The sequence below is a fragment of the Streptomyces parvulus genome (assembly GCF_014648855.1).
Classification (GTDB): domain Bacteria; phylum Actinomycetota; class Actinomycetes; order Streptomycetales; family Streptomycetaceae; genus Streptomyces; species Streptomyces parvulus.
The window spans coordinates 141,575-154,930 of sequence record NZ_BMRX01000003.1; the positions used below are offsets into that span (position 1 = coordinate 141,575).

Genomic DNA, 13,356 nt, shown 5'->3' on the forward strand with positions numbered 1-13,356 from the left:
TCTCCAGGCGCGTCAGTACCAGCCGGTGCAGGCGATCGTCCCGCCCTTCCCGTTGGTGCCGCAGGCGCGCATCACCAGCCCGTTGTCATTCCACTGGGTGGTGTACGCGTCGCCGCCCGAGGTGACCGTGGTGTAGCCGAGCATCGGTTCCCAGGTCTGCCCGCCGTCGCTGCTGCGGTCGACCCAGATCTCGTCACCGACGGTGCCGCCGATGATGCGCCCCCAGGCGCACGCGGTCGTGCCGTTGTAACGCAGCTCCACGGTGCGACCCCACACGGTGGTCGACTTGGCCGTCCACGCGCCCGCGGAGTTCGGCTCGGTGCCGTCGCCGCAGGACGTGTTCGAGTCGGCCCCGTCCAGCGTGCCTCCGATGGCCGCGTACTGCCCGCACGACGGTACGCCCGGAATGACGGCGGGGCCTTGCAGGAACAGGTTGCTCACCCAGCTGCGGTAGTCCGGCAGATAGGTCCAGACGTTGTTGACCATGCCGTCGACGGTGACCCGTTCACCCACCCGCTGGCACAGCGCCCTGACGGCGACGGAGATGCCGTTGCCGTTCTGCCACTTGACCGGGCTGCCGGTGTGGGAGTTCTCGCGCAGATTGGGCTGGCCCCACGTCTTCACGTGCTGGCCGAGTCCGTCGTACTCCCAGACCGGGAACACGCCTGCGGTGTGCGGCCGGAACGCCCCCTGGTATCGGTCCCACCGGGCGTCCGCGACCCGGACGACGTCGCCCGAGTTGGGCGCCTCCACCACCTTGCCGTCGCCGAGGTAGAGCGCGACGTGTGTGATGCCCGTGCCGAAGTAGAGGATGTCCCCGGGCAGCAGCGGGGCCTCGCCCTGCTCCTTGGTGAACTTGGTGTGGGCGTATCCCGGGTTCTGCCAGGTGGACTGCGTGGTGCGCTCGCTGACGATGTCCTGCCGGGTCGCCTTGTACCAGGCCCAGCGCACCAGCCCGATGCAGTCGAAGCTCCAGAGCTTGGGGTCCCCGTAGGACCGTGGGTCGGTCGGGTCGATCATGCCCTGGCTCGGCCCGGGAAGCCCCTGGGCGTGGCCACCGCCCCACGCGTAACTCCACCCGACGTAGCGGCAGGCGACCTCCACCGCGTCCACCGCGGTCGCGCTCGCCCCGGGCTTCAGCGGCGCGCAGGCAGCCGCCGCCTCACGGGCGGCGGTCGAGGCGGCGGTCGCCGGCGGTGCCGCCGGCGCGGCGGCTGCGGCCGTCGTCGTGGCCGGCAGCCCCAGACAGGCCGTCGCCATCACCACTGCGAGCAGCACTCTCAGCAGGTGCGTTCGGTCGAGCGGTCTTCGACCGTCGCCCCCTCGCTCACTCGGTCTCATCTCGTGTCCCCCGTTTCTGGTCGTGCCGTGGTCAATCGGGCAGGACCGACCTCTCGACGTCGTGTCAGCAACTCGGCACGCCGTCGATCCAGTTGGTGGCGTTGTCGGTGTAGTAGCTGGCCATGTAGCCGCGATGGCCGCTCGCGGTGAGCACCCATACCCAGTACGGGTTGCCGCCGACGCTCTGCGCGCCTTCCTGCTGGCAGTACACCCACACCTGCGCGGGACTGCTCACCGTCGTCTGCACGGTGGGGCAGTTGGCGGCGGACGGGTACAGATAGCACTGCTCTCCGCCACCGGCACGGACGTTCACGCCGGAGGCCCAGACACCGTAGTAGCCCTCGCCGTGCCCGGTCGCGTGGGCAGAGCCCGCCGTGCCGAAGACGAGGCCGGCGGCGGCGACGGCCGTGGAGGCCACGGCCGCGGCGGCGGTTCTCACGGAACGAATCATGATGCTGTCCTCCTGGGAAGGCTGGGGCTCGTCGAGTGACGGCCCGTCGACTATCACACGGGCAACATGAGGAGGTCAGTGAACCGAGGGTGCATGATGTCTTGCGATGGATAACGAGCGCGTTATGTCAGCAGGTTGGACGGGTGGAGGGGGACTTCTCCGTGGGAGCGTCCAGGTCGAGGGAGCCGAGCATTCATCAGCTGCGGCTGTTCCTCACGCTGAATGAGGAGCTCCATTTCGGTCGCGCCGCCGCGCGTTTGTTCATCACGCAGCCGGCGCTGAGCCAGCAGATCCGAGAGCTGGAGAAGCGCTTGGGGGTAGGTGTGGTGGAACGCTCGGGCCGGACCCTTCGTCTCACCGAAGCGGGGCAGGCACTGCTCCCCGAAGCTCGAGCGGCGATCGGCGCTGTCGACCGGCTGCGGCGCGTCGCCGACGCCCAGGTACGGCAGGCTTCCGGCCGGCTCGTCGTAGGAACGATGGGAGCGGAGGCTTCCATGAAGCACACACGCTCCGTGCTCGGCCTGCTCCGCGACCGTCACCCGGGCATGTCCGTACAGCTGGTCAATCTGGGCTTCGGCGATCATCTTGCCGCGCTGGCACAGCAGGAGGCCGATGTCGTCTTCCTCCGCCCGCCGGTGACGGACGACATAGAGGTGCACCACTTGGCGACGGAGCCGCGCGTGGCGTGTGTGGCCGCCGATCACCCGTTGGCGGCCCTGCCCGCTCTCACCGTGGCCCACTTCTCCGGTGTGCCCGTGGTCGACATGCCCCGGCAGGTGCCGCGCCTGTGGTGGGACTTCTGGGCGGTCGACCCGCGTCCCGACGGCAGCCGTGTCCGCTACGGACCGGTGGTCACCGACATGGAGTCGTTGCTGCACACCGTGGCCGCCGGTGAAGCGATGTGCTTCCTGCCGGCGGCCGCCCGCGAGTACTTCGCCCGGCCGGGCGTCACGTACGTCGACGTGGCCGACCTCGCGCCCTCCACGTCTGCCCTCGCCTGGTTGAGGGCCAGGCGGAACGAAGCCACCGTCAGGGCTGTCCGGCACGCGGCACGAGAGGCGATGACGCGCGACGTGACCGACCCACAGACGCTGCCCGCCTGAAACCCGTCAGGGGCCGCGAGGCGCCGTCGCCGTGGCAGGATTTTGGTTTCTCGAGGATCCGGCGATCCCGATGCCTAACGCCCCGGTCCGTCGGAGCTGCGCTCGTCTTGACCGCGGCGCTCGAGCAGGCCGGCGGCGAAGGCGAAGGCGTGTCCCGTCTTGGCGTGCGCTTGTCCCAACTGCTTGCTCAGGATCAGCGCACCCCTGTGCGCGAGGCCCGCTCCGGTGGGGTCACCCAGAGCCGACATGACTCGGGCCTTGAGGAGCAAGGCGTACCCGAGGTAGAGGTGGTCGGGTGCGTAGCGGGCCTCGCGGATGCGGAGCGCCCGGTCGATCAGCGGCGCGGCCGCACTCGGGTCGTCGAGGTCGAGGTGGACGGTCGCCAGTGCGATCAGGTCGAAGCTGACATAGGGATCGTCCTGTCCATACGCCGCCTCGTCGATGCGCAGCGCGCTCTCTGCCAGCGGTAACGCGGCCTCGTGGTCACCGAGTGCGCACAGGATGCGTGCCAGGGTTGCCAGATCCGTTGCGATGGCCGTGCTGTCGGACGGAAGGCAGGACTGGTGCAGGCTCAGCGCACGTTCCGCCGGCGGACGGGCGAGCAGAGCCGAGCCGCGCTCCCGGTAGATCTGCGCCAAAGTGATCAGGTCGAAGCCGATCTCGGCCTCCCTGTCTTCCAGCGACTCGTTGATCGCAAGGGCACGTTCACACAAGGGCAGTGCCACCCCGTAGTCGCCGATCGACAGGAGAAACACCGCTGCCAGCCTCAGCAGCAGCGCCGTCTCCTCGGCACACTCGGCGGGTGGCTCGTCCCTGGTCGACATGACCACGTGCGGGAGGAGGACCTGCCATCGCGAGCGCGCGTCGGGGACGCCGTGGATGTCGTGAGGAACTGCCCGGAGCAGCGCACGGCACAGCCGCACACGAGCCTCGGCGCGCGCGACGTCCGGCATCGAGCAGCGGACGGCGGCCTGTACCAGCCGATGCAGCACGAGGCAGGAGAGCTGGCGTCTCGCGAGCCCGAGTCCGGCCAGAGCACCGACGGTCGTGTCCCATGCCACCGGGTCCGCCGCGGCTGCGCCCCACAGGTCGGCGCTGCCGCTGAACAGGTCCAGCGGGATCGGTTCCGGCGCCAGCAGAGAACAGAGTTCCAGCAGCTGTTTCGCCTGTGGTCGCTCGCTTTCCAGCCGTCGTACGCTCAGGTCCCACAGGGTGGCGACCACGACTGCCGGCCGGTCCGCCGACTCGCCCAGCGCGATCATGTCCTCCAGCCGCGAGGTCAGCAGTGCCAGGTAGTCCTCGGGCGGGGTGTGGTGGTAGTCCATGTAACCGGCCGCCTGCTCCAGGGCGAGTGGCAGGTCGCCCAAGTGCTCGGCGATCCGGTCCGCCGCCGCTGGGGTCATGCCGTCGACCCGCCGGTCCAGCAGCTCCATCGCCTCCGTCCTGGTGAACACGTCCAGGTCGACTACGCCGGCTCTGCTCGACCAGCCGCGTGTCCTGGTCGTGACGACGACGTGACCGCTGCCCTCCGCATCGCCGGAAGGGAGCACGTTCACCAGGGGGCCCGGTCTGTCCCCGTTGTCGAGGATGAGCAGCCAGGGGCTGTGCTCCCGCAGCGCGCCGTACACCTGTGGGACGACCTGCCCGGAGTGCACCCCCGCCGGCCCCAACTCCTTTGCCAGTGAGGCGAACTGCGACGTGACAAGGCTGGGATCCTCGGCATCGATGAACGCTACGAACCGGTACTGCGACTGGTAGCGGTAGGCGTACTCGACCGCGAGCTGCGTCTTACCGGCCCCTCCCAGGCCGTGCACGGCCTGCACCGCGGCTCCGCCGCCCGAGGTGAGCCGGCGCCTCAACTCCCGCAGTACGGCGTCGCGGCCGGTGAAGTGAGGATTGCGCGGTGGCAGGCGGGAGCCCGAGCAGCGCGGCGCCGGCGCACGGGCCTCGGCGGCGGTATCGAGCAGGTCCGTGAGAGTGGCGTGATCGGCGCGCAGCCGCGCGAGTTCCTCCTCCAAAGCCAGTGCGATCCTGCCCGTGTGCGCGGCGCGGACGCATGCACCCGCATAGGCCGCGACCCGCTCCCACGGCGGCGGCTTGGTGAACTTGCCCGTCAGCAGGTCCGACAGGGACGACCGTGTGAGGACCTTGGTCTGGTCGTGGGCCAGCAGTTGGGCCTGGGTGGGTGACCCGGAGGACGTGCGCAGCCGTTGCAACCGGCGGACAAACCACTGTTGCGGTGCACTCGGCAACTCCATGTATGAGGCTCTCCCCCATCCTGCTCTCCGGAATCGTCCGGGATCCCGAGGTTCTGAAGGCAACTCTTGCAGCGCGGACACCGGGTGCATCCGGGTTCCTCCGGGACCGCCGCATCCGAACGACCGCGTCCCTCAACGTAGTCGGCGAATCCCACAACGAGATTCCTCGCCCGAAGCATCAACGAGAGGACGCAGAACGATGAAGAAGTTCATGGGGAGTCTGTTCGTCATCAGCGCCGTGCTGATCGCGACGCCGGCTTCGGCCTCACCCGGGACGGAATCCGCACGGCCGGTCTCGACCGGGTCGTACTGCTCCACGAGCCTGAGCACCGGCGACTCCGCCTGCTACGAGACCGAAGCCGCACTGCGGAAGCACGTATCGGCGTCGGCAGAGCTGGATCTGGTCTACCTGTACAACTGGTACAACTTCCAGGGCGGGGGCGGGTACAGGGTCCTGACCGGCACGCAGGCCTGCTCGGCGGAGACCAGCCCGGTGGAGTACTACGACGGGAACCTCGGCGACGACGTCTGGTACCCCAACGGGTTGAACCTGAACGACTCCATCACGTCCGTGCAGACCGCGAACAAGTGCGACATCAAGTTCTTCGAGGGGACGAACTTCACCGGCGCCTCCACCTCCTACATCGACAAGTGCTCCTTCCTCGGCGGCGGAGGAGTGGGCGACTGCCCCGCCGGCAACTGGAACGACCGGGCGAGTTCCTACTACATCAGCTGACGACCGAGCCAAGCCGCTGTCCCTGCTGATCACTGCGGGCCACCGTCACGACGGCCCGCAGTTCCAGCCCGTTCTAGAACGCATCCGCCTACTCCAGGCCGCCGAAGTGCCCCCGTGGTAAGGACGCATGGGGACTGCGCGCACAGATCGCCCCCGAACTATGGTGTCCCACCACATACGCCCCTGACCTGCCCCTTCCTACGGTATGGCGACACGCAACCGTCCCCGCAGATCGTAGGAAGTGGTGCCGATGTCGTCGCCAGCAAGCGCTCCACCAGCCCCGAACAACCTCAAGCGCATCGTCGCCGCCTCCCTCATCGGCACCACCATCGAGTGGTACGACTTCTTCCTCTACGGCTCCGCCGCCGCCCTCGTCTTCAACAAGCTGTTCTTCCCGGACTCCGACCCGCTGGTCGGCACGCTGCTCTCGTTCCTCACGTACGCGGTCGGCTTCGCCGCGCGGCCGCTGGGCGCGCTGGTGTTCGGGCACTACGGAGACCGCCTCGGCCGCAAGAAACTGCTGGTGCTGAGCCTGTTGATGATGGGCGGGGCGACCTTCGCGATCGGGCTGCTCCCCACCCACGCGACCATCGGCACCGCCGCCCCCGTGCTGCTGACCGTGCTGCGTCTAGTCCAGGGCTTCGCCCTCGGCGGCGAGTGGGGCGGTGCCGTGCTGCTGGTGTCGGAGCACGGGGACGCGCGACGCCGCGGCTTCTGGGCGTCCTGGCCGCAGACCGGGGCGCCGGCGGGGCAGCTGCTGGCCACGGGTGTGCTGTCGCTGCTGACGGCCCTCCTGTCGGACAGCGCTTTCAACAGCTGGGGCTGGCGGATACCGTTCCTCCTCTCCGGCGTCCTCGTGATGGTCGGCCTGTGGATCCGGCTCTCGGTGGACGAATCGCCCGTCTTCAAGCAGGCGCTGGCGCAGGCGGAGACGCGCAAGGCGGAGGCCGAGCCGATGCCGCTGGTCGCGGTCCTGCGGCACCACTGGCGCGACGTACTGATCGCGATGGGCGCCCGCATGGCGGAGAACATCAGCTACTACGTCATCACCGCCTTCATCCTCGTCTACGCCACCACCGCGGCCGACCTCTCCAAGCAGACCGCGCTCAACGCGGTGCTGATCGCCTCCGCCGTGCACTTCGCGGTCATCCCGGCCTGGGGCGCCCTGTCCGACCGGATCGGGCGACGGCCGGTCTATCTGCTGGGCGCGGCCGGTGTGGGGCTGTGGATGTTCCCGTTCTTCATGCTGATCGACTCCGGCGACTTCGGCAGTCTGCTGCTCGCGGTGACGGTGGGCCTGGTCCTGCACGGCGCCATGTACGCGCCCCAGGCCGCCTTCTTCTCCGAGATGTTCGCGACCCGGATGCGCTACTCCGGCGCCTCGATCGGCGCCCAGTTCGCCTCCGTGGCGGCCGGTGCGCCGGCGCCGCTGATCGCCACCGCGCTGCTGTCCGAGTACGACAGCTCCACCCCCATCTCCCTGTACGTCATCGCCTCCGTCCTGCTGACCCTGGTCGCGGTGGGCGTCGCCAAGGAGACGCGCCACCGGGACCTCGCGGAGCCCATGGCGTCCCCCGGGGAGGCGGAGGAGGCGTCGGCGGCCCCCCGTAAGCAGGGAGCCCGCTCCGTCTGAGCCCGCCCCCCCTTCAGACACCGGCCCCGCACGCCCCGGCGTGCGGGGTCAGCGCTGTGCCGGGAGCGACAGACGGTGGAGTCTGAGGGCCAGTTGTATCTCCAGCGCGCGGTCGGGGCTCTGCCAGTCGTCGCCCAGGAGTCGGCCCACACGCTCCAGGCGCTGGGCGACGGTGTTCACGTGCACGTGCAGGGCGTCCTTGGTGCGGGCCGGACTCATGCCGCAGGCGAAGTAGGCGTCGAGGGTGTGCAGCAGCTCCGTGCCGCGCCGCTCGTCGTAGGCGACGACCTGGCCGATGGTGCGCTCCACGAACCCGGACACGTTCTGCTCGCCGGCCAGCAGCAGGCCCAGGAAGCCGAAGTCCTCGGCGGCGGCGCCGTCCCCGGAGCGGCCGAGCAGGCCCAGGGCGTCGAGGCAGCGCCGGGCCTCGGCGTAGGCGGCGGCCACGGACTCGGGGCGGGCGGCGAGGTCCTCCACCGGCGCGGAGGCGCCGACGGTGACGCTCTCGTGGACGGCCCGGCCGAGCTGCCGTGCGGTGCGGCGGGCCAGGTCCGTCGCCCCGTCCCCGGTGTCGAGCGGCAGCAGGAGCACCGTGCCGCCGTCCCGGGCGGCGGCCAGCCCGTGCCGGGTCGCGGCGAGATGCGAGGCGGCGGCCCACAGGCGCCTGCGGGCGTCGGCCTCCAGGTCGGCGTCGGACGCCGTGGCGTCGAGCCGGGCGGCGAGCACGACATGGGTGGCCCCGAGGTCGGCGCGGAGCCGCCGGGCGCGGTCGCCGAGCAGGCGCGGGTCGCGGTCGCGGGCGTCGAGCAGGTCGTCGAGCAGCTCGCCCCTGACGCGCTGCTCGGCCTCGGCGGCGGACCTGCGGGCGAGCAGCAGCAGGGAGGTGACCATCGCGGCGCGCTCCAGGGTGAGTTGGTCGACGGGGTCGAGCCCCGGGTGACCGCGCAGGACCAGGGCGCCCAGCAGCTCGTCGCCCGCGGCGACCGCCGCGATCCAGTCGTCCTCGTGCCGCACCGCGTGCCCCTCGGCGCGGGACACCTCCAGCGCCCCCGCCGGCGCCGATCCCGCCTCGGTGAACTCGACGGTGCCGTCCAGGACCTGGGAGACGGCGGCGGCCACGTCGTGCACCCCGCCGCCGCGCAGGACCAGCTCGGTGAGCCGGTCGTGGACGTCGGAGGCGCGCTCGATGACGGCGCTGCGGTCGCGGATGATCTCGTTGGCCCGCTCCAGGCCCGCCAGCGCCGAGCGGGTCTCGGCGAGCAGGTTGGCCGTGTCGATGGCGGCGGCCGCGAGGGCGGCGAAGGAACCGAGCAGGGCGATCTGCTCGCGTTCGAAGACCCGGGCCCGCCGGTCGGCGGCGAAGAGCACGCCGATGACGTGGTGACCGAGCATGAGGGGCACGCCCAGGATGGCGACCAGGCCCTCGTCGCTCACGCCCGCGTCGATGGTGCGGGTGTGCTGGAAGCGGGCGTCCTTGAAGTAGTCGTCGGTGACGTAGGGCCGGGCGGTCTGGGCGACGAGGCCGCCGAGCCCCTCCCCCATGCCGAGCCGCAGCTGCTGGAAGCGGGCCGCGACCGAGCCCTCGGTGACCCGCATGTAGGTGTCCCCGCGAGCCGCGTCGTGGAGGCTGAGATAGGTCACGTCGGTCCCGAGCAGGGAGCGGGCCCGCTGCACGATCGCCCGCAGCACCGCGTCCAGGTCGCGCAGCCCGGCGAGGTCGTGTGCCGTCTCGAAGAGGGCGGACAGCTCGGCCTCCCGCCTGCGCCGGCCCTCCAGCTCGGAGCGCACGCGCAGCGCGAGGTTTTTGGCCCGGTCCAGCGCGTCGATCCGGGCGGCCGGTCCGCCCTCGGCGCGGGCGAGCAGTACCGGCTGTTCGTAGGCGTCGGCGGACGCGCCGCGGGCCAGCAGCTCCAGGAACGGCGTCTCGACGGCGGCGGACGCCGGGGCCTCGGCGGCGCCGGGCGGCGCGGCGGCGGGGGCCGGGCGCTCGGTGGACTGCAGGTGGTCGCGGGACATGCTCACAGGATTCCCCATCGCCCGGTCGTCCCGGCAGCCCTGTGGAAAACCCCGTCCGCGACGGCCGCCGGGCCGGCCGGTGCGCGGTCCGGGTGCGGGTTCAGTGGGCGGTCCAGCCGCCGTCCAGCACGAGTGAGGTGCCGGTGACGAAGGACGCCTGCGGTCCGCACAGGTACGCGACCGCCTCGGCGACCTCGTCCGGTTCGATCAGCCGGCGCACGGCGCTGTCCTGGAGCAGTACGTCGCTGAGCACCTGCTCCTCCGGGATGCCGTGGGCGCGGGCCTGGTCGGCGATCTGCCGCTCCACGAGCGGGGTGCGCACGTAGGCGGGGTTCACGCAGTTCGAGGTGACCCCGTGGGCGGCGCCTTCGAGGGCCGCCGTCTTGGACAGTCCCTCCAGGCCGTGCTTGGCGGCGACGTAGGCCGACTTGTAGGCCGAGGCGCGCAGGCCGTGCACGGAGGAGATGTTGACGATGCGGCCCCAGCCCTGCCCGTACATGTGCGGCAGCGCGCCCCGGATCAGCCGGAAGGGCGCCTCCAGCATCACGGTGAGCACCGTGTGGAAGACGTCCGGCGGGAACTCCTCGATGGGCCGCACCAGCTGGATCCCGGCGTTGTTGACGAGGACGTCGGTGCCGGCGGCGGCGCGTTCGGCGGCGTCGAGGTCGGTCAGGTCCAGCACCTGGGGCAGGACGCTGCCCGCGAGGTCGGCGCCGCTCTCGGCGAGCGCGTCCAGTCCGGCGGCGTCCCGGTCGACCGCTCTGACCTCGGCGCCGGCGGCGGCCAGGCGCAGGGCGCAGGCGCGGCCGATGCCCCCGGCGGCGCCGGTGACGAGGGCGGTGCGGCCGTCGAGGTCGAGCGTGGAGGCTTGGGGGGCCGGGAGGACGCTGGGCGAGGTCATGTCCCGACCCTAGGCAGCGCCCGCCCCGCTCCCCATGTGGGCACGCCCCATACTTCAGTAGGGACCAGTGGGGTCGAACCATGTGGGTGCGTCGGACAGTGCCTGCTTGATCCTGACCTGCCCGAACTCCCCCAGCTCCGGCAGGGCGTCCACGGCGAACCAGCCCACCTCGAGGGACTCGTCGTCGTTGACCCGGGCCTCGCCGCCCACGGCCCGGCAGCGGAACGTGACGTCCATGAACTGGCAGACGTCCCCGTTGTCGTACGTCACCGGGGGCAGGGCCTGGACGAGGACCAGCCGCTCGACGACGCACCGGACGGCGGTCTCCTCCTCGACCTCGCGCGTCGCGCAGGCGGCGGGCTGCTCGCCGGGGTCGGGGATGCCTCCGATCAGCGACCACCGCCCGTTGTCGGACCGCCGGCCCAGGAGCACTCTGCCCTGGTCGTCGAAGACGACGGCGGTGACTCCGGGAAGCCAGAGCAGTTGCTGTCCGGCGGTGGCGCGCAGCTCGCGGATGAAGTCGGGAGTAGCCATGCGGACGACCCTAACCGGCCGGGCCGGCCGCTCCGGGCGGTGTCACGGGGCGTCCGTCGGGCGTACGGCTACACGTCACGGGCGCGTCGCCCGCGCACACCGGCGCCGACGGCCCAGCCGACTCCCCCGGCCGCGACCAGCACCAGGGCGATCTCGGGCAGTACGCCGAGCCGGGTGGCCGGTGTCTCGACGGAACGCAGGGGCACCTCCTGGACCAGGGAGTCCGCGACGAACATGCCGGTCCGCTGGGTGATCCGGCCGTCCGGCATGATGATCGCGCTGACTCCGCTCGTCACCGGGACCGTGACGGTACGGCTGTGCTCGACGGCGCGCACGCGCGACATGGCGAGCTGCTGGTAGGTCATCTCACTGCGGTCGAAGGTCGCGTTGTTGCTGGGCACGGAGATCAGCTGGGCGCCGTCGGCGACCTCGGAGCGCACGGCCCAGTCGAAGGCCGCCTCGTAGCAGGTGACCAGGCCGACCCGGGTGCCCGCCATGGTGAACACGCCCGGTTCGGTGCCCCGGCTGAAGTCCCGGCTGACCATGGAGGTCCATTCCCCGTTGATCGCCCCGATGAGCGAACGGAGCGGCAGGTACTCGCCGAAGGGCTGGATCTGCCGCTTGTCGTAGGTGTCGACGGGGCCCTTGTCCGGGTCCCAGAGGATCTGCTCGTTGAGGAGCTTCCCGTCCCGCTCCACGACGCCGCCGACGGAGACCGGCACGCCGATCGCCTTGGCGGCCCGGTCGATCACCATGCGCGCGTCGGCGTTGGCGAAGGGGTCGATGTCCGAGGAGTTCTCGGGCCAGAGGACGAAGTCGGGACGGTCCGCCTTGCCCGCGTCGACCTCGGCGGCGAGGCGTTCCGTCTCCCGCGCGTGGTGGTCGAGCACGGCGCGTCGCTGGGAGTTGAAGTCGAGGCCCGCGCGCGGGACGTTGCCCTGGATCACCGCCACGGTCGCCGTACCGTCCTGCGCCTCGTCGCTGACCAGCGGACGGGCCGCCACGGCCGCGACCACGGGGACCGCCACGGCGGCGAGGGCAACCGCCGCCGCGCCGCGCCGCACCCGGGCGCCCCGGCGGGCCCCGACGGCGAGCCGCGCGGCCTCGCCGAGGCCGAAGCCGCACAGGACGACCGCGAAGCCGAGCACCGGAGTGCCGCCGAGCGCGGCGAGCGGCAGGAAGACGCCGTCCGCCTGTCCGAACGCGATCTTGCCCCAGGGGAAGCCGTCGAAGGGCACCCGCGCGCGTGCGGCCTCCCCTGCGATCCACAGCGCGGCCGCCCACACGGGCCAGGCGGGGAGTTTCGACACGGCGGCGACACCCGCGCCGACCGCGGCGACGAAGAGCGCCTCGATGGCGACGAGGGCGAGCCACGGTCCTGGACCGACCTCCACACCGGTCCACACCAGCAGCGGCAGCAGGAAGCCGAGGCCGAAGAGGTAGCCGAGGCCGAGCCCCGCCTTCCAGCCGCGGCCGCGCAGCACGTGCCCGAGGACGGCGAAGGCGGGCAGGGCCAGCCACCACAGGGTGCGCGGCGGGAAGCTGACGTAGAGCAGTACTCCGGAGAGCGCGGCGGCGGCGGCCGGGAGGAGGCTCCGGAGCCGTGCGGTGAGCCGGGAGGCGGGCGTGCGCTGCGGCTGCGTCCGGTCCGACTCGCCGACGGAGGTTGCGGTGGCTGTCACCCACCGGAGTGTACGGCCGGTGACCTGGCCCCGGACAGCATGGTCGGGGCGGGCGGCGTGCGAGGGCCGCGGCCCGGGGACGGTTCTCGGCGGCCGCGTTCAGTGTGCGGGCTGGCCGGGTGCCTTCGGGCGCAGCCGGGCCGTGATGACCTGGACGGCCGCCTCCGCGTCGTCCACGGTGACCGTGAAGGTGTGCCCGTCCCCCAGTCTGAGGACCAGCCCCTCACCTCGCCGCACGACCACGGCGGTGCCCTTCTCGGGCCGCCAGCGGTAGCCCCAGCCGCCCCAGTGGCGCGGGGTGACGTGCGGGGCGAACTCGGCTCCGACCACGTGGGACAGGGGGATGCGCCGGCGGGGAAGGCCGATGTGGCCGCACCGCACCTCCAGGCAGTCCTCGTCGACCCGCAGCGCGACGTGTACGAACGCCAGGGTGCCGAAGAGCACCAGCAGTCCCGCGGCGATGCAGCCGACGACCGCCATGGTCAGCGGGACGACACCGGACTCCCAGGCCGAGTCGACGGCCAGGGCAATGCCGAGGGCCATGCAGGCGGCGCCGATGAGCGCCAGGAACCACTGGACCCGGTTGGTGGCGCGTCCGGTCCAGATGTCCGGCTGCGGGGTGGTCTCGCCGTGGCGATGCCTCATGGCTATGAGGTTACTCATGTTTCGCTGCGCGGCTACCTCGTCGCGCAGGGTGACTG

At 71.6% G+C, this 13,356-nt stretch carries 11 protein-coding genes; 3 read left to right on the forward strand and 8 right to left on the reverse strand.

Annotation, left to right across the window (positions count from 1 at the left end):
• Positions 1-12: 12 nt before the first annotated feature.
• Positions 13-1,278, reverse strand: coding sequence for an NlpC/P60 family protein (locus IE108_RS35205; RefSeq protein ID WP_064726477.1), 1,266 nt, complete (start codon positions 1,276-1,278; stop codon positions 13-15).
• Between the two features lie 127 nt (positions 1,279-1,405).
• Positions 1,406-1,780: a hypothetical protein gene (locus IE108_RS06105; protein WP_226485044.1), complete on the reverse strand. Its 375-nt coding sequence runs from the start codon at positions 1,778-1,780 to the stop codon at positions 1,406-1,408.
• Between the two features lie 155 nt (positions 1,781-1,935).
• Here IE108_RS06105 and IE108_RS06110 point away from each other — a divergent pair, with 155 nt between their 5' ends.
• Positions 1,936-2,895 carry a LysR family transcriptional regulator gene (locus IE108_RS06110; protein ID WP_229851675.1) on the forward strand — a complete coding sequence of 320 codons (960 nt, stop codon included), beginning with the start codon at positions 1,936-1,938 and terminating at the stop codon, positions 2,893-2,895.
• 74 nt (positions 2,896-2,969) lie between these two features.
• Here the strand turns inward: IE108_RS06110 and fxsT are convergent, their stop codons facing one another.
• Positions 2,970-5,153, reverse strand: coding sequence for an FxSxx-COOH system tetratricopeptide repeat protein (gene fxsT, locus IE108_RS06115; RefSeq protein ID WP_064726479.1), 2,184 nt, complete (start codon positions 5,151-5,153; stop codon positions 2,970-2,972).
• A gap of 199 nt (positions 5,154-5,352) precedes the next feature.
• Between fxsT and IE108_RS06120 the strand changes: the two genes are divergently transcribed.
• Together IE108_RS06120 and IE108_RS06125 are read left to right on the forward strand one after the other, a co-directional pair.
• Positions 5,353-5,889: a hypothetical protein gene (locus tag IE108_RS06120; protein WP_064726481.1), complete on the forward strand. Its 537-nt coding sequence runs from the start codon at positions 5,353-5,355 to the stop codon at positions 5,887-5,889.
• Between the two features lie 250 nt (positions 5,890-6,139).
• On the forward strand, positions 6,140-7,522 hold the full coding sequence (locus IE108_RS06125) for an MFS transporter (RefSeq protein ID WP_064726482.1): 1,383 nt from the start codon (positions 6,140-6,142) through the stop codon (positions 7,520-7,522).
• Between the two features lie 48 nt (positions 7,523-7,570).
• Here IE108_RS06125 and IE108_RS06130 read toward each other — a convergent pair whose 3' ends face one another.
• From IE108_RS06130 to IE108_RS06150, 5 genes are all read right to left on the reverse strand, one after another.
• Complete coding sequence (locus IE108_RS06130) at positions 7,571-9,538, reverse strand: helix-turn-helix domain-containing protein (RefSeq protein WP_064726484.1); 1,968 nt, start codon at positions 9,536-9,538, stop codon at positions 7,571-7,573.
• A gap of 100 nt (positions 9,539-9,638) precedes the next feature.
• Positions 9,639-10,439 (reverse strand): 3-hydroxybutyrate dehydrogenase, encoded by an 801-nt coding sequence (locus tag IE108_RS06135; protein WP_064726486.1) that lies wholly within the window; start codon positions 10,437-10,439, stop codon positions 9,639-9,641.
• Between the two features lie 54 nt (positions 10,440-10,493).
• Entirely contained in the window at positions 10,494-10,973 is a 480-nt protein-coding gene (locus IE108_RS06140) for an NUDIX hydrolase (RefSeq protein ID WP_064726488.1), read from the reverse strand.
• Positions 10,974-11,041: 68 nt separating this feature from the next.
• Complete coding sequence (gene lnt / locus IE108_RS06145) at positions 11,042-12,655, reverse strand: apolipoprotein N-acyltransferase (protein WP_064726490.1); 1,614 nt, start codon at positions 12,653-12,655, stop codon at positions 11,042-11,044.
• Positions 12,656-12,754: 99 nt separating this feature from the next.
• Entirely contained in the window at positions 12,755-13,300 is a 546-nt protein-coding gene (locus IE108_RS06150) for a hypothetical protein (protein ID WP_064726492.1), read from the reverse strand.
• Between the last annotated feature and the right edge of the window lie 56 nt (positions 13,301-13,356).

Excerpts from the sequence above, each read along its gene's own strand:
- IE108_RS06130 (WP_064726484.1), bottom strand. The coding sequence starts at position 9,538 with ATGTCCCGCGACCACCTGCAGTCCACCGAGCGCCCGGCCCCCGCCGCC.
- fxsT (WP_064726479.1), bottom strand. The coding sequence starts at position 5,153 with ATGGAGTTGCCGAGTGCACCGCAACAGTGGTTTGTCCGCCGGTTGCAA.
- IE108_RS06140 (WP_064726488.1), bottom strand. The coding sequence starts at position 10,973 with ATGGCTACTCCCGACTTCATCCGCGAGCTGCGCGCCACCGCCGGACAG.
- IE108_RS06120 (WP_064726481.1), top strand. The coding sequence starts at position 5,353 with ATGAAGAAGTTCATGGGGAGTCTGTTCGTCATCAGCGCCGTGCTGATC.
- IE108_RS06125 (WP_064726482.1), top strand. The coding sequence starts at position 6,140 with ATGTCGTCGCCAGCAAGCGCTCCACCAGCCCCGAACAACCTCAAGCGC.
- IE108_RS06150 (WP_064726492.1), bottom strand. The coding sequence starts at position 13,300 with ATGAGGCATCGCCACGGCGAGACCACCCCGCAGCCGGACATCTGGACC.
- IE108_RS06135 (WP_064726486.1), bottom strand. The coding sequence starts at position 10,439 with ATGACCTCGCCCAGCGTCCTCCCGGCCCCCCAAGCCTCCACGCTCGAC.